This is a genomic window from Corynebacterium endometrii (genome assembly GCF_004795735.1).
Classification (GTDB): domain Bacteria; phylum Actinomycetota; class Actinomycetes; order Mycobacteriales; family Mycobacteriaceae; genus Corynebacterium; species Corynebacterium endometrii.
Map to the genome: position 1 here is coordinate 1283483 of NZ_CP039247.1, position 19010 is coordinate 1302492.

Below are 19010 nucleotides of genomic sequence, written 5' to 3' on the forward strand. Positions count from 1 at the left end.
CAGACGGCGTGTCGTTGTGATGGCCAAAAGGGCTGAACGCTAAGCGTTCAGCCCTTTTTTTGAGTCACCCATTACGATTTTGGAATCATTGCGCGACGGATGATGAGCGCGCACAACAACGCGGCGGCACCGTACATAAACAACCAATACTGGCCCAGCACTGTCAGGACCGTAGGCGGTAAGAAACGGCTAGCGATTATCAAGGCTACGGCGACCAAGAGCGCACCGACCTGAGCCTTGCTCGACCTTTGATCGGTGCGGATCGTAGCAAAGGCGCCCACGATAAGTGCCGCGATCAAGATAGCTAGGCGGGGCCACGTCATTTCGAATGGAACATTAACGCCATCAGAGATCATTGCTACAACGCCCATGATAAACAGGGTGATGCCCAGGGCCATGAAGGCGCCGCCGACTCGCATGGGAAGCGGGATACTTACACCGTCTTTACGCGGATTTCTCTGAGTTTGTTGTGAATTCATCGAAGCTAAACGTAGCAGAGGATTCTATTTTTCCTCGTACCAACCCCACAGGATGGCGCGGCCAATCGCATGGAAGTGAAGATTGAAACCAAGAACCGTTGGGGAATCGCCCGCGTCTACGTCGAGTTTCTCCACGTCCACAGCATGCACCGCGTACAGGTAACGATGAGGCGCGTGGCCTGCGGGTGGCTGCGGACCGTAATAGGTACGAGAACCAGAGTCATTCTTCAGGCTAACAACGCCTGGAATACCCAAGTCCTCAGCCGAACCCGCGCCCGTAGGAAGCTCCGTCACATCCGCAGGAATGTTGAAAGCAGCCCAGTGCCAGAAGCCGGACGCAGTAGGAGCATCAGGGTCAAAACACGTCACAGCCAGGGATTTGGTCCCCTCAGGAAGATTTGACCACTCTAACTGGGGCGAAACGTTCTGTGGGGCGCGAAACTTCTCCTCAATTTCATCACCGTCAATAAGATCCTGGGAAGCAAGAGTAAACGAGGGCAGGTCCTTGAGCGGCGCGTAGGGATCAGGCCCTGGGAAGCGGGAATCATCATATGTAGTCATACCTACAGTTGTACCGGAGTTCACTTCTTCACGCCTCGCATATTCCCCTTGCCTGAGGAGAATATCTTTAACGAATCGAATTTTAACGCCTACCTCTACCCTTTTCTACGCCCCACATACCAAGGAATAAACGCAGGATATGGATACGATTTGTAACTAGGAGCGCGTTCGGTATACAGTATTCGAGTGCCCAGCCGAGAGGCTGAAATCAAAACCCGGCCCGGGTGGCGGAATGGCAGACGCGCTAGCTTGAGGTGCTAGTGTCCTATTAACGGACGTGGGGGTTCAAGTCCCCCCTCGGGCACAGATAGAGGCCTTACTTTTCGAAGTAAGGCCTCTTTGCTATAACGAATAGCTATTTCGCAGAGGTTGAAGCCGCCGCATACCTGAACAACGGGAAAGCGGCGGCTTCTCTAGCTCTTTGAATCAGCCGCCTAGTGCTGCTCGTTAGGGTCGTTATCGGCGTCTTCCTTCGTCTGGTGGAAGGTGCCCTTGACATGGTCCGGGGCAGCGTAGATGGAGTACAACTTCACCGTTTCCTCACCTTCGTTGATGAAGTTGTGCCACTTTCCGGCAGGAACAAAGATAGCGAAATCATCTTCGACCACGCGGTCAACCTCGAGATTGTTCTCATCAGTGCCGATGAGAATACGGCCACGGCCGGCCTCCAGTCGCAGGAACTGGTCATGGTCATCATGGACCTCCGCACCAATTTCACCGCCGGCCGGAATTGCCATTACCGTCATCTGGAGGAACTTGCCAGTCCACAGAGTGTCACGAAACGCTTCGTTCTCCTTGGTCACGGACTCAATATCGAGGACGTAAGGGTTAGGGCCATGATCCGTACGAAGCTCAGTCATTTTTCTTCTCCTTATTCTGCCTGCAGCCCGGCTTTATAGATACTGCACCCTTCAGCCTACGCAGCATTTCATCGAGGGGCTAGCTTGCGATGGCTGATAGGCTGAGAAACCATGCCCACTTCCCACCCATCTAGGTCCTCCTCTTGGGTCCACAGCCTCTTAGGCTTCATTGGCGAGACTCTTTGCGATGCGATATCGAGCGTCCGCCAATGGTCGATTAGACAGTGGCTGCTGTCCATAGCGATTGTGGCGACCGTGCTCACCTTCATGTTCGCCGTCGAGTTACCGGAGCTTGCCACTTTACGCACCGAGGCCCGGGAACATGGGGCTTGGTCGCTGCCAATTGTGTGGGTTGCTTACGTTATCTTTACTCTCTTCCCCATTCCGCGGACCATTTGGACCGTCGCGTCTGGAATCCTTTTTGGCCCGGCCGTTGGGATGCTGGTGGCCCTTTCCGCATTGACGGTTTCGGCTACCCTAGCCTTCAGCGCGGTCAGGAGCGCGTTAGGCGAGTGGATACGCCCGCGTCTAAGCCACCCGGCCGTATCTGGCCTCAATGAGCACCTGTCAAAGCGTGGCTGGTTAGCAATCGCGAGCCTACGAATGATTGCCGCAGTTCCATTCTCCGCGCTTAACTATGCTGCGGGGCTCACGTCAATCCCCCTTGGCCAATTCGCGTTCGCCACGCTTATCGGTTCCATCCCTACTACCGCCCTTGGCGTGTTCTTCGGGGATGCTCTGGTTTACGGCTCCAACCCCTGGATAGTCGCGGCAATGATCTTTTTCGCCCTCATTGGCTTTGCGGCCCTCTACGCAGACTATCGAAATGCTCACGCGAACAATACTCGTAAAGTCAAGCCCGTGCAGTAGACTTACGCCCGTAACGGAGACGTTATCAACCCGACCCCTTATCCGTTCGAGTGCATTTTAAGGACTAATAGTGCTTGCTGTTTACGCCCGTTATCGCGGCCGTTCCGTGCGACGCGCCCAGCTCGTTGAGCGCTCCGCTCAAGCTTTATCCACTCTAGATGGGGTGGGCCCCTTCGATGTCCTGGGGGTTGAGGACATCTGCGCGCGAGTTGATTCAGCGCCATCTGTCTGCGACTTAGCCATGGCGTTGCTAGCGGATGGCGACTGGGCAATTGGGATTGGCATCGCCCCGGGGCGCGGCACAGAGGCTCAGGCGAAGGAGGCCGCTCAGGCCTCTCTAAAGAAATCCTCCAGGGCCGGACAGGTCTACGCCAAGGTAGCGGGCCGCGGCAGAGCGTCGGAAGCTCAAGACATTGCCGCGACCTTTGCGCTCCTAGGCTACGTGTTGCATAAGCGCACGACCGAGGGCCGAGAGGCGACCAGCCTGGTCCGCTCTGGACTTAACCAGAATGAAGCCGCCGCGGAATTAGGAATATCTAAACAGGCTATGTCCCAGCGCCTTCAGGCTGCGGGATGGTCTGCAGAAACCGCGGGCTGGCAGTTAGCCGTCAACCTTATCGAGCGTGCTAATTCTTAAACGGGCATCCGCTCGAGTGTGCGTTACATCAGATCGTATTTAGATAGTTCAGGCGTGGTGACAAAGTCCACCAGTCTTTCCACGGCCCCGATCAGCGTGGCGTCAAGGTCGCGGAAAGATTCGACCGCCGAATAGACTCTATGCCAGCCTTCTTTAGGATCTGACCACCCTACGCGGCGGCAGATTCCGGTTTTCCAATCCTCCCCGTAAGGCACTTCGGGCCACTGGCGAAGGCCTAATTTCTGAGGCTTAACCGCGGCCCAGATGTCCACAAAGGGATGGCCAGTCACTAACACATCATCGCCCACGGCTTTGGTCAATCGGGTTTCCTTTGACCCCTCGACCAAGTGGTCGGCCAACACGCCGACGCGGCGCCCGGGTGCTGGGTTGAATTCGGCAAGCCGCTCCGGAAGATTGTCAAGGCCTTCGAGGTATTCCACAACCACGCCCTCCACGCGTAGGTCGTGACCCCATACCTTTTCTACTATTGCGGCATCGTGGATGCCCTCTACCCAGATCCGGGAGGGGGCAGCTACCCTTGCCTCTAGGTTTTCGACGCGTCGCGAGCCCGAATTGGATTTTCTCGCCGCTTGCTTTTCAACGTGTCGGGTCAGTGATACCCGCTCCCCTTCAAATAGGAAGCCGCCTTTAATCAGGTTAAACACTCGTTCATTACCGTATCGATCCTCTAGACGCACTACGTCCCCGTAAACGGTTTTATCCACGCCGAGGACGGCCCCGACGAATTCGTCCGGATCGCCAAAGACCTCGACCACTATGCCCGGCTTGGCAGGAATTACTGGAAAAGTTCGCGGGGCGGAACGTTTGTGGCCTGCAAAAATATCCCCTCCGTAGGGGTCACGGGAATCGAAGTTCATGGGCAATCAGGCTACCAACTAGAGTGTGAGGCTATGGATATGCGCGCCGAAGTTTGGTCCCCTTTGCAAAATGCAGCCGTCTGGATCGGAGCGTGGCTATACGGGCATGAACCCACTGATAGCCTTTTGGGCGCCCTGACAGACCTCACCGGGCGTCCGGAGATGATTGATGGTTCGCCATTCATCGACTTGCTCAGCCGTATTCGTGTGGAAACGTCCGAAATCGTTGATTCCGGGCCCGGTGAACCCGTAATCCGTCTCATCCTTTCAGGCCCCGGCGAGGCTCCCCTGCTTCCCGCGGGTTCTCAGTCCGCTGCCGCGGCGTCATCGAATGACGCCGGCGCGATTGTAATCCGCACCAATGATTCGGATACTCACCTCGTCTTGCTCGCGCACCGAGGCCCGGAAACGAGCCATTGGCAAGTAATTGAGGAGCGTCAGCCTCTACCCAGCCCGCAATGGCTCTCCCCCGGTGAGGCGGACGCGCTCCTAACGGAGGCAACGAACGAGTCAGCACGGCTGATCGAAGCCGGTGGGTACCATACGGATGCCCTTCATAACCCACGGCTGACCGTGGGAACCCTGTCAGATTTCTACGACACCCCAGGACTGCCCTCGGCGGTGCCCGCGAGAGCAGCAAAGCTATTTGCCCGAGCTGACAACGTGGGCGCAATCATCGAAACTGTCACCACGCGAATGAATGATCACAGCCTCGATGTGCACCTATTAGCCCTCTGGCGCCACATCCGTGCGGCGCGCTCCGCAGGAGTTGCCTATGTGGTCAGTGAGTTCGCCCGTTAACTACTTGGCTGGCTGGGCATGCTTCTTGCGCAGACCCGAAATATCGCAGCAGCCGGGTGCGCACGGCTCGCCATTGACGGTGCAGCCCTGAACGGTAACGCGGCCTAGGGATTCCGGCTTACGCCCATTGGTGTGCTCTTCAATGAGATCTACGACCAGTGCGGCGAAACTTGGCTCCGGGGAAGCGGTGGCTGCGCGCTCGAGTACGATGCCCAGCTCATCGCAGGCCTGCTGCAGCTCGGTGTCCAAGTCCCAAATGACTTCCATATGGTCAGAGATGAACCCAATAGGACAGACCGCGATAGCCTCGACGCCCGAGTTGTGTATCTCCCGCGTGTGGTCCACGACGTCAGGTTCGAGCCATGGCACGTGAGGGCTTCCGGACCGGGACTGCCAGACCAGGTCGTAGCTTTCTACGCCAGCCGCTTCCGCAACTAGGCGCGATGCCTCCGCGACTTGGCGGGAATAGAGGTGTTTATCGCCCTCCGCGCCTCCCACCTCATCGTGCGCGTTAGGCACAGAGTGGGCGGTGAAGAGCACGCGGGTGGCATCCTTCTTTTCTTCGGGGATCTTGGCCAGGGCGTCCTTGAGCGATTGCGCCATTTGTTCCACAAACTTTGGGTGATCGTAGAATTGGCGAAGCTTCGTGAACCGGATTTCCGGAAGATTATTGTCAGAAAGATGCGCCCGCATAGCCTGGATATCTTCGTCGTACTGGCGACATGCGGAATAACCGCCCCACGCCGAGGTCGCAAACACCAGCGCATTACGGACGCCATCCTTGGCCATCTGCTCGGCGGCTTCGCTGCCAAATGGATGCCAGTTCCTGTTGCCGAAATAAACCGGTAGTTCAATCTCCCGGTGCGCCAACTCTGCTTCGACGTTGGCGATGATTTCCTTGTTTAACCTGTTAATAGGGCTTACACCATCGAAATGGAAGTAGTGCTCCCCCACTACCTTGAGGCGCTCGCGTGGGATGCCACGGCCTCGCGTGACATTCTCCAAAAACGGAACGACCTCCTCGTTGCCTTCCGGGCCACCGAAAGAAAGAACGAGGAGGGCATCGAAGTCATGGGAATGCTGTTGTGCGTCAGTCATATCCTCGACTCTACCAACTAAAGTTGGAGTTTCCGTCATCCACCATTCCTTAGGCTAACTTGGCCATTGTTGTGCAGACAAGGGACCAAATCCTTATGCCTATGGCTATGGCTACGGAGATTTCCGTATCAGTTTTGTGCCTTGATAAGGGCACAGCTCACCCAATCAAGGGTGCGGGCCGCCTGTTACAGGGGCGAACGAAGCCAAAAGGTTTGGCACGCACCTAGAGCAAACGCACAGCGTAAGGGGCCATACCTCCGTAACGGACCGGCACCTCGGAGACCATCTGGCCGGACTGTGGGGCCTCAATCATCATGCCGTTACCCAAGTAAATTGCAACGTGCTGTCCGCCATCCGGCCCCCAGAACAGTAGGTCACCGCGCTGGATATCGGAAATAGGCACCTTGGTTCCATAGTTGTATTGGTAGCCCGTGTAGTGGGGCAGAGAGATTCCGGCAGCAGCGAATGCGTATAGGGTCAAGCCGGAGCAATCGAAACCAACCTTATTGTAATCGCCGTGGGAATCGGCTAGACCGCCGTCTGCAATGCCTTTAGTCGGGCCGTTAGCGTCGCCGCCGCCCCAGGCGTATGGCGTGCCAATCTGGGACTGGGCGCGGGCAATGACCGCCTCAATTTTCTCCGAACGGTCCAGGTCCCCCAGTTCCGCTTGGGCCTTCTCAGTAACGTCTTCAATTGAAGAAATCGGTTCCAAGACTCCGGATATCTCATCGGCTAGAGAGTCCTCCTCTTCGGATGCAGTCCCCGGCCCCTGAAGAGCTGGGTTCTGCCCCTCGGCAGCCGCCGGGGTATCGAGCGCAGTGTGCTGCGGTTGGCTTGCAGCAATGATGGACGCGGCGATGCCGGCAGCACTAGACGCGAACGCTAAGGCATCATTAACCGTAACATCACTAACCGAACTGCCCTCTGGAAGCTTTAGGGTTACGCCGGATGCACCGGCCTGCTGGGCTACGGCGCTCGAAAGCTCGAGTGCTGCCTGAAGCTCAGCCTCGGAAGAAGTTACTCCGGCTTGCCCGGTGACTGCCCGCGTTTCTACAGAATCAGATACCTGTTCGGAAGTCTGGGTAGTAGTCTGCGATGGTTTGTTTGAAGTCTCATCACTATCTGCAGGCTCGGTTGACTGCGTCGCGGACTGCCGCTTGCCGTCAACAGCCGCACCCGAGGTTGGGGCAGCTTCCCCTTCTGCCCCAACCGCAGGTGCCGCCGGAGCTTGAGCCGCTTCGGGTTCTATACCACGAACCTGATCGAGCAACTCCTGGGCTTCGGACTGCTTGGCTACTAGTGCGTCCCTTTCCTCAATGACGCCAGCAATCTTTGTCTCGCTTTCTTCCAGTACGCCGCGCGCCTTCGACTCCGCCTCAGAAGCACGCTGCTCGCGTGCTTCGGCTAGTTTCTGCGCCTGGCGCAGTTGCGATTCCTTGTTAGCTTTCTCGGTCCGCTTCCTTTCAAGGCCGTCCACCACAATTTGCTGCTCGGCCGCCTGCGTGCGCAGGTAGGCCTGCCGCTCGAGCATTTCTGAACGCGCATCACCGCCGGAGACCCGTGTCACTGCCTCCGATGTATTCGCTCTGCGGTATGCCGCGCGCGAAAGTTCATTCAGGCGCTCCTGGGCTGATTGCAACTGGGCCTCAGCGTCGTCAAGCTCCTCCCGAGCAGCAACGGCGCCTTCGCGAGCCTGAGTAGCCTCGGTTCGGGCATCTTGCAGATCAACCAGAGCACGGTTGACATTTTCACGGAACTTGCCGATCTCGGATTCGAGGGAAACTAATTCACCTTGCGACTTGGCGATAGCCGTAGCCAGTTCGGCGATGGACGGATTGCTGCTGGAGAGAACATCACCCAGCTGGTTGATAGCCGCTGGCGCATCCTGAGCTACCGCGGGGGCTAGCGGGCTGACGGTTGAAAGCGTTGTGGTGCAGGCGATTATCGTCCACGCCGAACGGATACGAGTTAAGCCGAAGGTATTCGTCGCGCGCTTGCGCAACGAGTTTTTAACTGGGGTCTTGGTGGCCACGAGAAGATCTCCTCACACACCACCGCTCACGTCATCTCTAACCCGCGGCTTCTCGTTGGAAGCGGCCTTTAAAGTCTCGATAAACCGCATCCGAACATAGGAATGCCCGGGACGGAGGGGCCAGCGCATCGCCATAGCCTTCATGCACAATCGGCGTGGCGAAGGCGCGTCAACCAGGGCATCAATAATCCGCCTCTCGGCTTGATGGCTCTTACAAGCCTTCACGAGATAGGCCAAGCTGGACGCCCCACAAGTTGGGTACGCCAAAACCGCTCCCCACCGTCCGGCAATCTTGATAGTTTCAAGCTGCCTGTTGACACTATCGCCGACTTAAATCGGGGCGTTGCCCACGAGAATGCCGGCACCCGCAACCGTTACGGATGAAAGCGACAGACTGCACAAGGACTGCCTGTTCCACCCTTGAGATACGGGTGTGCCCTGGACTCAGGAGCGCTTCAACTTAAAACCCCACTCGCAGGTAGCCAAAAGGGACCTTCATTCGTTACTCCAATAAAGGTAATCCGTTTGGATTAGCTCTAAAGGCAAGATCGGGCTGCCATGGGCGAACGCGCATACTCCAGAGCCTTCATTCACCAGCGCACGATACATGCCTGCTGCGGGTCCGTGAGCCCCGGGCGTTGTTCACCGGGAGCTGACATTGCGCCGCACGATCATCACGCGTTGAGTACGAAAGCCTGAATGCTCGTCCCCTACGGAGGGTGGGTGTTTCTTTTGATAAAGCGAACACTGGAATCGCAACACGCGCCCATATCCCCCACTCCGGTATGAATTCCGTAGCCCAGCTTCCAGTTCGCAATGCTGTGAGCTCTTGGCGTGCTTCCCCACATGCCCGTGCGTCACGTTCGTTATGCATCGCAACCCTAAAGTCAAGGTTCGGCCCATGACAGAATGGACAGAACACGACTCACGTGTTGACATTCAGAACAATACGATACTGACACACCTTGTTGCACACTTTTCCCACAAACCACAGTGAATCTCGCTTATAACAGCTTTCACAAATGCCTTCTCACCTGCACCGAAGAGGCAAATCATCATTATAAGTGACCTTTGTCACATAAGTGTCATGCAGCGAAAGGGCAAGTCAAGGTAATACACTTGACTATCGGGTTCACCAAACGGCCGCTATACGAAAATGGGACCTCAAGACACTCGACGAGAACCCCTTACCCAATAAGACAACCCGCGCCTGAGCTCTTATCGCTACCCGGAAAAGTCAAGCTTTAGGGGTTGATTTACCCACTTCCCTACCCTAGAGCCCCTAGATTGAGAAGCTGCACACATTGTGGGCCCATAGCTATGCCGCACCCCACCTCAGCGGACAATGAGTCCCGGCAATCCTCCGGGTTAGGCAAGGCCCTTAACTGTCCCCAGGGCCAGGATCCCGCGGCGACCATTTGCTACCAAGTGCCTGATCCCCCTTTACCCCAACCCCGTAAGGCGATGCCAGCGGCTAAACGCGATTGATTACAGATAACCACCTAAAGGTGATCGCGGCGCGTCAATACCAGCCCTCCACAGGCGAACGCTTGGCCACTAGCCGTCTAGGGACAAAGAGGACTTCCGGAACGAGCTCCAAGCGGCCACGGCCATCGTAGCCACCAGGAGAAGGGCCACTAGGCCCCAGGGGAAACTAAAGCCATCAATACCGGCATAGAACTGATTGAGCAGGCTCACCTGGTCCATTCCCTGAGGTATAGCCTGTTGCACCGCCTCAATTTCGGCGCGCGCATATGAGTCACTGACGGTGGATACATTAATGGGCGTCTGGACGATGACCGTATCCAGCCCGGTGATGTCCTGAAGTTCCTGAGCTATATCGCGCGCATCGGCGGCCTTGGCCGGCACCACGTCAACAACGGCAATACCATGCCGAGGGGCAAGGGCGTCCGAAATGGGCGCCTGCACCTCTTGCGCCCCCGCTAATTCGGGGTTAGTGAAAGCCACGCCATCCACATTGAGCTGCTCGGCCAAATTGTTAATATCTACCCCGTGCGGAATCATGCAGAAGCCCTTTCCTTATTGCTGGCTACATGAAATCATTGCTTATAACCAGCACGTTTAACTCACCTTGCCGGTGTTGCGCATTCTCAGTTATATCTGTCCCTGCCCCCGACCGCCGAGTGCAACGCGCCCTACAGGGGCTAAAAATCTTAAATAGGACGGACGTACTGTTATAGTTACAGCAACGGACGGTTCACCTGCCTACAATTAAATAGTGAACCATCGCGTTCTTCTTTTTCTACGCGCACCCGTGGCTATACCAGGTAGGCGACAATGCCGCCGGGGTCTGGTTGAGTGTCACGTATGAAAGAGAATTTCGAACATTAAGTTCTTTTAAAACATGGAATGGAGCTCCCTGTGACTGAAAGCTTGAACTCCTTCGGAGCCAAGAAGACTCTCGAGGTCAACGGCAAGACCTACGAGTACTTTGACATCAACGCAGTTGAAGGCCTGGAGAAGCTGCCTTACTCCCTGAAGGTGCTTGCTGAAAACCAGCTGCGCTTTGAGGATGGCGCTAACGTAACCAAGGACCACATCAACGCCCTCGCCAACTGGGATCCAGAGGCCGAGCCGGACACCGAGATCCAGTTCACCCCTGCCCGCGTGCTCATGCAGGACTTCACCGGCGTTCCTTGCGTGGTTGACCTCGCCACTATGCGTGAGGCCGTTTCCTCCCTGGGTGGTACCCCAGACCAGGTCAACCCGCTGAACCCGGCTGAGATGGTTATTGACCACTCCGTCATCGTTGAGGCCTTCGGTTCCTCCGAGGCTCTCGATAAGAACGTTGAGATCGAGTACCAGCGCAACGAGGAGCGCTACCAGTTCCTCCGTTGGGGTGCTGAGAACTTCTCCAACTTCCGAGTCGTTCCTCCAGGAACCGGTATCGTTCACCAGGTAAACATCGAGTACCTGTCCCGCGTCGTCTTCGACAATGACGGCCTGGCATACCCAGATACCTGTATCGGTACCGACTCTCACACCACCATGGAAAACGGCCTGGGCATCCTGGGCTGGGGTGTTGGCGGCATCGAGGCCGAGGCGGCAATGCTCGGCCAGCCAGTTTCCATGCTCATCCCGAAGGTTGTTGGCTTCAAGCTGACCGGTGAGATTCCTGCAGGCGTTACCGCGACCGACGTTGTTCTTACCATCACCGAGATGCTCCGTGAGCACGGCGTGGTTCAGAAGTTCGTTGAGTTCTACGGCAACGGTGTTAAGTCCATTCCTCTGGCTAACCGTGCAACCATCGGTAACATGTCCCCAGAGTTCGGTTCCACCGCAGCGATCTTCCCAATCGATGAGGAAACCACCAAGTACCTGCACCTGACTGGTCGCCCACAGGAGCAGATCGACCGCGTAGAGGCTTACGCTAAGGCTCAGGGCATGTGGCTGGAGCAAGACGCTCCAGAAGCTACCTACTCCGAGTACCTCGAGCTGGATCTGTCCACCGTCGTACCTTCCATCGCTGGCCCTAAGCGTCCTCAGGACCGCATCCTGCAGTCCGAGGCTAAGGAGCAGTTCCGCAAGGACCTCGCTTCCTACACCACCGACGAGGTGTGCGTCGACGAGACTTCCGTTGAGGCTCGTCGCATGAACGCTGAGGGCGGAGAGGTTGAAGACGGCAACTCCGACGTAACCGGTGGCCTGAATAACTCCCGCAAGGGCGAGGGCGAATCCGCTGCAAAGGGCGCCTCCGGCCGTCCTTCCAAGCCAGTGGTCGTCAGCTCCCCAGAGGGTGGCGAATTCACCATCGACCACGGCATGGTTGCTATTGCCTCCATTACCTCTTGCACCAACACCTCCAACCCATCCGTTATGGTTGGCGCCGGCCTGATTGCCCGCAAGGCAGCAGAAAAGGGCCTCAAGTCCAAGCCATGGGTTAAGACCATCTGTGCCCCTGGTTCCCAGGTGGTTGACGGCTACTTCAAGCGCGCTGACCTGTGGAAGGATCTGGAGGCCATGGGCTTCTACCTTGCAGGCTTCGGTTGTACCTCCTGCATCGGTAACTCCGGCCCACTGCCACAGGAGATTTCCGACGCGATCAACGAGCACGATATCGCTGCTACCGCCGTGCTTTCCGGTAACCGTAACTTCGAGGGTCGTATCTCCCCGGACGTCAAGATGAACTACCTGGCGTCCCCAATCATGGTTATCGCTTACGCTATCGCCGGCACCATGGACTTCGACTTCGAGACCCAGCCACTGGGGCAGGATGCCGATGGCAACGATGTATTCCTGAAGGACATCTGGCCATCCACCGAGGAGATCGAGGAGACCATCGCAGGCGCTATCTCCCGCGAGCTCTACGAGGCTGACTACGCTGACGTATTCAAGGGTGACGATGCATGGCGCTCCCTGGATGTACCAGAGGGCCAGACCTTCGAGTGGGATGACAATTCCACCTACATCCGCAAGGCTCCTTACTTCGACGGTATGCCAGCTGAGCCAACTCCAGTAGAGGACATCAAGGGCGCCCGCGTTCTTGCCAAGCTCGGCGATTCGGTCACCACTGACCACATCTCCCCTGCTTCCGCAATTAAGCCTGGCACCCCAGCGGCTAACTACCTGGATGAGAACGGCGTTGAGCGCAACGACTACAACTCGCTCGGTTCCCGTCGTGGTAACCACGAGGTAATGGTCCGCGGTACCTTCGCTAACATCCGTCTGGCTAACCAGCTGGTTGACGTTACCGGTGGCTACACTCGTGACTTCACCCAGGAGGGTGGCCCACAGGCCTTCATCTACGATGCTGCTCAGAACTACGCTGAGGCTGGCATCCCACTGGTTGTTATTGCTGGTAAGGAGTACGGCACCGGTTCCTCCCGTGACTGGGCCGCAAAGGGTACCAACCTGCTCGGCGTCAAGGCCGTAATCACCGAGTCCTTCGAGCGTATCCACCGCTCCAACCTCATCGGCATGGGCGTCATCCCGCTGCAGTTCCCTGAGGGCGAGTCCCACGAGTCCCTCGGCCTGGACGGCACCGAGACCTTCGATATCTCGGGTATCACCGAGCTGAACAACGGTGTTATTCCAAAGACCGTTAAGGTAACCGCCACCAAGGAGTCCGGCGAGACCGTCGAATTCGACGCTAAGGTTCGCATCGACACCCCGGGTGAGGCTGACTACTACCGCCACGGTGGCATTCTGCAGTACGTTCTGCGCCAGATGGTTAAGTCCTAATAATTAGGCACAACCACACCACTCCCAATGGCTTAGAGCATCCGTTTCAGGTGCTAGCTAGGCCATCGGGTTTGTGCTGAGACTGCGGGACTGTATCAACGTCAACGTTGTTCGGTCCCGCAGTTTCTTTTTAACTTCTTGCTGGTATCCCCTTTTTTACCGAACCCGATCGGATACTCCAGCCCCTTTCCCTGCTTCGCAGCTGATCGCAATTTGAAAAGAGTGCCCGTGCCGCTGATTAGCAAAGTAGAACTCCTCCGCCGACGCGCCGAAATCCTTGCGGGAGCCCGGCGTTGCTTTAGCGAACACGGATATGAGGGTGCCACCGTTCGCCTACTCGAAGAGGCGACTGGGAAATCCCGCGGGGCTATCTTCCACCATTTCGGCGACAAGGAATCGCTCTTCCTGGCTCTCGCGCGCGAAGACACGGCGCGCCAAGCTGAGCTCGTTGCTTCCAATGGTTTGGTCGAGGTCATGCGAGAAATGCTTCACCACCCGGAACGCCACGACTGGCTCGCGACGCGCTTGGAAATCGCGTCTCTAATCCGCACCGACCCGAATTTTAGGGAGCGTTGGCGCAACCAGCATTCCATTCTCGCGGAGGCAATCCGCACCAGGCTGGTAACCAACTCGGATCTGGGAACCCTACCCGCGGGCGAACTCAATGCCTTGGTTGACTACCTCTTGACCTTTTTGGATGGGTTTATCGCCCGCTTGGCTCGCGGGGAAACAGAGAACCTAGAGCAAGTTCTTGATATTGTGGAGCGCTCAATTCGCACCTCACGCAGCTAGCCTTTCAACCCCCACGGAGGCTATCCCAAGTAGGGCGGGCATCGACCGGCGAGCAACCTGATTCATGGCGAATGGGCAAGGTGGTGGGGATAAGCTTGCAACCTTAACCAAGGGGTCGCGGCAAAAGGCCTGTTGGGCGGGAAAATTCAAGCGCGGATATCCACTGTCCGGGTAACCCGGACATCCGGGCGGTATCGCCGCTGGCGTCTCTCCCCACGATATCGTTGCTGAAATTTTTCGATAAATCGGATGCCAGTTTCGAGTGTATTTTTCTTCACGAGTATAAAAGTGTGGCCAATGCCTGTGCCTCACTCGCGGTGGGGATAGTATGAACAGCTATGTATGCCATCATGACCGTGACCGGTGCTGACAGCACCGGCATCATCGCCGCCGTTACCACCAAACTCGCCGAGCTTAACATCAACGTCGTTGACGTGTCTCAAACCCTGATGTCTGGGTATTTCACGATGATCCTGCGCGTGGAATTCGACGAGGAAAATCTTTCCGTAGCCCAGATTCAGCAGCAGCTCAACCCGGTCGCGGAAGAGACTAAGCAGGTTATCCGCATCCAGTCTGAGGCCCTGTTCTCGGCGATGCACGAGATTTAGGAAGCGGGGATTCGTGCATGTTTAAAACTGAGAGCATTCTCGATACGATCGAGATGATTGACAAGTACCGCCTCGATATCCGCACTGTGACTATGGGAATCTCCCTCTTAGGTTGCACCCGGACATCCATGGCCGAGACCTGCCAGGCTATTTATGACCGCGTGACCACCCAGGCGGCGCGCCTAGTCGAGGTGTGCGAAGGCATCGAGGCCGAACTGGGCATCCCAATTGTCAACAAGCGCATCTCCGTAACCCCAATCTCCCTGGTCGTCGCCGGCGTTGAAGGCTCCCCCGTGGATGCCGCCAAAGCCTTGGACAAGGCCGCGAAGGAAGTAGGCGTCAATTTTGTCGGAGGCTACTCCGCACTGGTGGAAAAAGGCGCCACCACCGCTGAAAAGAAGCTCATCGCCTCCATCCCTGAAGCCCTCGCCACCACCGACGTGGTCTGCGGTTCGGTCAACATTGCCACATCCCGGGCTGGCATCAACATGAATGCCGCACGCAAGATGGGTGAGGTTATCAAGGAAGCCGCGGAATTAACTAAGGACAACTCCGCTATCGCCTGTGCGAAGCTCGTCGTGTTCGCCAACTCCGTGGGTGACAACCCATTCATGGCCGGCGCGTTTCATGGCATCGAGGAACCGGACTGCGTTGTCTCCGTAGGCGTATCCGGACCTGGCGTTGTGGACCGGGCGCTGGGCAACCTGAAAGGCGCCACTTTGGATCAGGTTGCGGAAGAAATCAAGAAGGCCGCTTTCAAGATCACTCGTGCCGGACAGCTGGTAGGTAACATGGCCTCGCAGCGCCTCGGTGTCCCATTCGGAATTGTGGACCTTTCCCTCGCCCCAACCGCCGAGATGGGCGATTCGGTAGCCCATATCCTGGAGCATATGGGCCTTGACCAGGTTGGTACCCACGGAACTACTGCTGCACTAGCCCTGCTCAACGACGCGGTGAAGAAGGGCGGCATGATGGCCTGCTCCCGCGTGGGCGGCCTGTCCGGTTCATTCATCCCAGTGTCTGAGGACAAGGGCATGATCGACGCGGTGCGTGCGGGAACAATTTCCATGGACAAGCTCGAGGCGATGACTTCCATCTGTTCCGTGGGCTTTGACATGATCGCCCTTCCCGGCGACACCTCTGCGGAAACCATCGCCGGAATGATCGCCGATGAGGCCGCTATTGGCGTCATGAACCATAAGACCACTGCGGTCCGCGTGATCCCGGTGCCTGGCGCCGAGGTGGGCGATGAGGTGAACTTCGGCGGTCTGCTGGGCTACGCTCCAATCATCCCGGTCAACACCGTGGGTAATTCAGCGTTCATCCATCGCGGAGGCTTTATCCCGGCTCCCGTCCACGGTTTCCGCAACTAATGCCGCGGGCCCTATGGGATGATATTGCCTCCGCGCGGCGCATCGTCATTGGCGGAGTCACCGGGGCGGGCAAGTCGACGGCGGCAACGCGATTGGCCGCCGTTCTCACGCGATTCACGGGCCGGGAGACCCGCGCGATCGATTTCGATGAGATCGGCTGGGAACCGGCGTCTGTAAAACCATGGACCCACCGCCCATCCTGGGAGCAGCGGCAACTCGCGTCCGAGGCCATTCAGGCGGACTCTTGGGTGATGACTCGCCCTTGGTCTTCCGCTGAAGATATCGTCTTCCATCGAGCCCAGCTCGTTATCTATTTGGACTATCCTCCCCGCACCACGCTGGCTAGGCTGTTCAGGAGGACCATTACGCGGATAATAAGGCGAGAGCCGTGTTGTAACGGCAACAGGGAATCATTGGCGAGGCTTTTTAGCCGTGACAGCATCATCTATTGGTGGCTCAAAACCGTCAGAAGCCGTCATGACGAGGCTTTGGAATTAGAGACCGCCCCATCCTCACCGTTGAACCCTCCGGTTCTACGCCTTACCCACCCCTCACAGATGGACGCGGTCTTATCCCTGTACCGTGCCAAGTAAAAGCGAGTCCCGTGCCCTGAAGGTTAGGAAACACGACTCTTTAACGCCGCTATTTAACGTTTGCGGCCAAATAGATAGAAGGCCGCCCACCCGAAGGTGTTGAGGGCCGGGATGACCATGCTCCACAGAAGCTTAGGGCCACGCACCTTGCTGCGTGGCGTCTTGGCCAGCGTGGCTAGGGCGAGGCCCTTCATTGCGGTATCGACGGCGACTAGGGCACCAAGGATCCCCTTGACCTTACCGTCCAGGCCGTTCCACTTCTGAGTGGCCTGTTTGCCGTTTTCCCCGAGGAATTTACTTAGTTTCGCGATTGCTTTCATGCCCTAAGCTTACACGCTCTCAACGGACTTGTGCTAGTTGGACTAGTAAATAGTGTTGCCGCGTAAACCGCGGATTTCGAGCGCGAATAGTAAGCGCGCGGCCCGTACGCCCTGAGTCACTGACCGGCTATAGGTATGCCGGGGCAACCTATGCGCTGACTACCCCTGCCCGGCCGGGCTAAGCAAGTAGCGCTAGGCCAGCTCCACGATCTCCATGTATTCGTCGTTCCACAGGTCCTCATCGCCATCAGGCATAATAATGACCCGCTCCGGCTCAAGGGCCCGAACGGCACCTGGATCGTGAGTTACTAGAACCACCGCGCCGGTGTACGTGCGCAGAGCGTCAAGCACTTGTTCGCGGGAGACGGGATCCAAGTTGTTGGTCGGCTCGTCTAGCAACAAAACATTAGCGCGGGAGGACACCAGCGTCGCCAAGGACAAGCGCGTCTTCTCACCGCCGGACAGCGTGCCCGCTGGTTGTTCAAGTTTGTCGCCCGAAAACATGAAGGCGCCTAACAAACCACGCAAATCCTGCTGGCCCGCCTCTGGGCACGCGTCAATCGTGTTTTCCCACACGGTCTTGTCCGGATCGATGTTGTCATGTTCCTGGGCGAAATAGCCCACGCGTAGGCCATGCCCTTCCACGATGCCACCCTCGCCATCCGTGCGTTCGACGCCGGCAAGCAGCTTGAGCAGGGTGGTCTTGCCGGCACCGTTGTAGCCAAGCACCACCACGCGCGATCCTTTATCGATGGCTAAGTCCACGCCCGCGAAGACCTCCAAAGAGCCGTACATCTTGGTCAGCCCCTTGGCGAACATTGGTGTCTTACCGCACGGCATCGGTTCAGGGAACCGAATGTTCGCTACCTTATCCGCCACTCGCACCTCATCGAGCTCGTTCATCATGCGGTCCGCACGCGCAAGCATTTGTTTCGCCGCCGCAGCCTTGGTGGCTTTGGCGCCCAATTTGGCGGCCTGCTTTTGCAATGCCGACGCCTTCTTTTCGGCATTCGCACGCTCGCGGCGGCGGCGGGCTTCGTCCGTCGCGCGGGCATCCAGATATTTCTTGAATCCCATGTTATAAATATCAGCCTCGGCCCGCACGGCGTCTAGGAACCATATCTTGTTGCAGACGTCTTCCAGCAGCTCTACATCGTGGGAGATAAGGATGAGGCCGCCCTCATGCTTCGCCAGGAAGCTGCGCAGCCATCCAATAGAGTCCGCATCTAGGTGGTTCGTCGGCTCGTCGAGCAGCAACGTGGTGCGGGACTTGCCGGAGCCTTCCGAGGCCGCAAAGAGAATCTGCGCCAGCTCCACCCTTCTGCGCTGACCGCCGGAGAGTGTTTTCAGCTGCTGGTCCAGCACGCGCTGCGGGAGACCGAGGTTATCGCAAATCTGGGCGCATTCCGCGTCGGCTTCGTAGCCGCCAAGCGCCTCGAAACGCTCCTCAAGGCGAGAAAACTTCGCAATGGCCTTGTCGCGCTTGTTATCATCGAGGGTTTCCTCCATGATTTTCTGCTGCTTGACCATCGACTTTTTGATCTCATCAAGGCCACGGGCGGACAACACGCGTTCGCGAGCAGTTTGTTCGATGTTCCCCTCGCGCGAATCCTGGGGAAGGTAACCGATAGGGCCAGTACTTGTTACCGAGCCACCGTATGGCTGGGTCTCCCCCGCCAAGATACGCATGGTAGTGGTCTTGCCTGCGCCGTTGCGACCCACAAGACCAATGCGGTCACCCGGCTGCACCCGCAGGTGCTGGCCTGGGGCGTCAAGCAACGTGCGTGCGCCTACGCGCACTTCAAAGTCATTGGTAACAATCACAAGGAGCCAGTCTAACAACCCTGCACACGGTATGAAAATAGCGTCTAGCTAGGATAAACTCCCGGCTAGACGCTAAGTATTG

Annotated in this window: 16 protein-coding genes and 1 tRNA gene; 8 read left to right on the forward strand and 9 right to left on the reverse strand. The window is 57.3% G+C overall.

Translation table 11 applies throughout. The features are described from left to right. Positions 1-71 precede the first annotated feature (71 nt). Both CENDO_RS05775 and CENDO_RS05780 read right to left on the reverse strand, forming a co-directional pair. Complete coding sequence (locus tag CENDO_RS05775) at positions 72-419, reverse strand: hypothetical protein (protein ID WP_246014174.1); 348 nt, start codon at positions 417-419, stop codon at positions 72-74. 84 nt (positions 420-503) lie between these two features. Beyond that, the gene (locus CENDO_RS05780) at positions 504-1040 is read right to left on the reverse strand and encodes a YbhB/YbcL family Raf kinase inhibitor-like protein (RefSeq protein ID WP_136141189.1); all 537 of its coding nucleotides are present in this window, start codon (positions 1038-1040) and stop codon (positions 504-506) included. Positions 1041-1258: 218 nt separating this feature from the next. Between CENDO_RS05780 and CENDO_RS05785 the strand changes: the two genes are divergently transcribed. Next, a tRNA-Leu gene (locus tag CENDO_RS05785) sits at positions 1259-1344 on the forward strand. Between the two features lie 130 nt (positions 1345-1474). Here CENDO_RS05785 and CENDO_RS05790 read toward each other — a convergent pair. Continuing rightward, a complete protein-coding gene (locus CENDO_RS05790; RefSeq protein ID WP_136141190.1) occupies positions 1475-1900 on the reverse strand; it encodes a cupin domain-containing protein in 426 nt (141 codons plus the stop codon). A 111-nt stretch (positions 1901-2011) separates the two neighbouring features. On the opposite strand from CENDO_RS05790, the gene CENDO_RS05795 reads away from it, so the two are divergent. Continuing rightward, positions 2012-2770, forward strand: coding sequence for a TVP38/TMEM64 family protein (locus CENDO_RS05795; protein ID WP_136141191.1), 759 nt, complete (start codon positions 2012-2014; stop codon positions 2768-2770). Between the two features lie 70 nt (positions 2771-2840). Beyond that, on the forward strand, positions 2841-3407 hold the full coding sequence (locus CENDO_RS05800) for a MarR family transcriptional regulator (protein WP_136141192.1): 567 nt from the start codon (positions 2841-2843) through the stop codon (positions 3405-3407). Positions 3408-3430: 23 nt separating this feature from the next. Here CENDO_RS05800 and CENDO_RS05805 read toward each other — a convergent pair whose 3' ends face one another. Then, positions 3431-4285: a DUF3097 domain-containing protein gene (locus CENDO_RS05805; RefSeq protein ID WP_136141193.1), complete on the reverse strand. Its 855-nt coding sequence runs from the start codon at positions 4283-4285 to the stop codon at positions 3431-3433. Between the two features lie 33 nt (positions 4286-4318). Between CENDO_RS05805 and CENDO_RS05810 the strand changes: the two genes are divergently transcribed. Beyond that, complete coding sequence (locus tag CENDO_RS05810; RefSeq protein WP_136141194.1) at positions 4319-5086, forward strand: hypothetical protein; 768 nt, start codon at positions 4319-4321, stop codon at positions 5084-5086. Here CENDO_RS05810 and CENDO_RS05815 read toward each other — a convergent pair whose 3' ends face one another. From CENDO_RS05815 to CENDO_RS05825, 3 genes are all read right to left on the reverse strand, one after another. After that, positions 5087-6184, reverse strand: coding sequence for a ferrochelatase (locus tag CENDO_RS05815; RefSeq protein WP_136141195.1), 1098 nt, complete (start codon positions 6182-6184; stop codon positions 5087-5089). A 223-nt stretch (positions 6185-6407) separates the two neighbouring features. Further along, positions 6408-8216, reverse strand: coding sequence for a DIP1281 family NlpC/P60 protein (locus tag CENDO_RS05820; protein WP_246014176.1), 1809 nt, complete (start codon positions 8214-8216; stop codon positions 6408-6410). Between the two features lie 1557 nt (positions 8217-9773). Next, entirely contained in the window at positions 9774-10241 is a 468-nt protein-coding gene (locus CENDO_RS05825; RefSeq protein WP_136141196.1) for an Rv1476 family membrane protein, read from the reverse strand. A gap of 357 nt (positions 10242-10598) precedes the next feature. Between CENDO_RS05825 and can the strand changes: the two genes are divergently transcribed. From can to CENDO_RS05845, 4 genes are all read left to right on the forward strand, one after another. Next, complete coding sequence (can, locus tag CENDO_RS05830; RefSeq protein WP_210726514.1) at positions 10599-13418, forward strand: aconitate hydratase; 2820 nt, start codon at positions 10599-10601, stop codon at positions 13416-13418. A 228-nt stretch (positions 13419-13646) separates the two neighbouring features. Then, positions 13647-14210: a TetR/AcrR family transcriptional regulator gene (locus CENDO_RS05835; RefSeq protein WP_136141198.1), complete on the forward strand. Its 564-nt coding sequence runs from the start codon at positions 13647-13649 to the stop codon at positions 14208-14210. A gap of 338 nt (positions 14211-14548) precedes the next feature. Beyond that, on the forward strand, positions 14549-14818 hold the full coding sequence (locus tag CENDO_RS05840; protein ID WP_136141199.1) for an ACT domain-containing protein: 270 nt from the start codon (positions 14549-14551) through the stop codon (positions 14816-14818). Positions 14819-14835: 17 nt separating this feature from the next. Then, on the forward strand, positions 14836-16191 hold the full coding sequence (locus tag CENDO_RS05845; protein ID WP_136141200.1) for a PFL family protein: 1356 nt from the start codon (positions 14836-14838) through the stop codon (positions 16189-16191). Positions 16192-16837: 646 nt separating this feature from the next. Here CENDO_RS05845 and CENDO_RS05855 read toward each other — a convergent pair. Continuing rightward, positions 16838-17104, reverse strand: a complete 267-nt coding sequence (locus tag CENDO_RS05855) for a hypothetical protein (protein ID WP_246014178.1) — start codon at positions 17102-17104, stop codon at positions 16838-16840. Between the two features lie 192 nt (positions 17105-17296). Next, positions 17297-18928 (reverse strand): ABC-F family ATP-binding cassette domain-containing protein, encoded by a 1632-nt coding sequence (locus CENDO_RS05860; protein ID WP_136141202.1) that lies wholly within the window; start codon positions 18926-18928, stop codon positions 17297-17299. Between the last annotated feature and the right edge of the window lie 82 nt (positions 18929-19010).